At 35.9% G+C, this 660-nt stretch carries 2 protein-coding genes; one reads left to right on the top strand and one right to left on the bottom strand.

The annotated features are described in order from the left end of the window. Positions 1 to 225: hypothetical protein (locus AC1DLI_RS34305; protein WP_477610204.1), on the bottom strand; the 225-nt coding region annotated here is incomplete at its 3' end. A gap of 212 nt (positions 226 to 437) precedes the next feature. Here AC1DLI_RS34305 and AC1DLI_RS34300 point away from each other — a divergent pair. After that, positions 438 to 660, top strand: a 223-nt coding sequence (locus tag AC1DLI_RS34300; RefSeq protein WP_477610202.1) for a helix-turn-helix domain-containing protein, incomplete at its 3' end; no start/stop codon positions are given.

The raw sequence follows: 660 nt of genomic DNA, 5'->3' as shown, positions 1-660 counted from the left end.
CTTGTAATGCCAATAAATATCTTCGACATGTCCTGTTTTCTCTGAATACATGACTTCTACTTGTACTCCAAAATGATACTTTGGTTCTTTAATTCTTTTGAAATCAACAAAATGTATTTTCAATTCGGTTCTACCATTTTGAATAATTAGATGTTTATTTTGTATTGACTTGCAAATGTAGACTTTTGATTGATATACACCCCAAGCATTTAAGAAATTATCCATGTTATCTTCCTCTTTTACATGTTTTCAGGGTATTCCAGCTACCGTCTTAATTACGACTTAGCGAAGCTTCCATATTTGAGGTATTCGCGAAGTGAATTAAACTATCCTGCCCGTTAGCTTAACAAAGAAATAGAGCAGCCGACATATGATATGCTCCCCCTACGGTAGACAGGTTAAAAAATAAAACCTGTAACTGTAAGGGGAGCTTTTTCATGGTCGGGGGAAAATATAATTCGCTAGAGAAACTCAATATCATTAAAGAAGTTTCTAGTGGAGAGATTGGTTTTCTAGCTGCTGCTAAGAAATATAAGATTAACAATACTACATTGATGAAATGGCAACGTCGCTATAAGCTGTACGGTTATGAAGGGCTGGAGCGCCGTACACATAACCGAAGTTATAGTGCTGAACTCAAGCTTCAAGCAGTGAAAGATT

Source organism: Paenibacillus sp. 01T443 (assembly GCF_056398325.1).
This window is presented reverse-complemented; position numbering and strand designations above follow the sequence as displayed.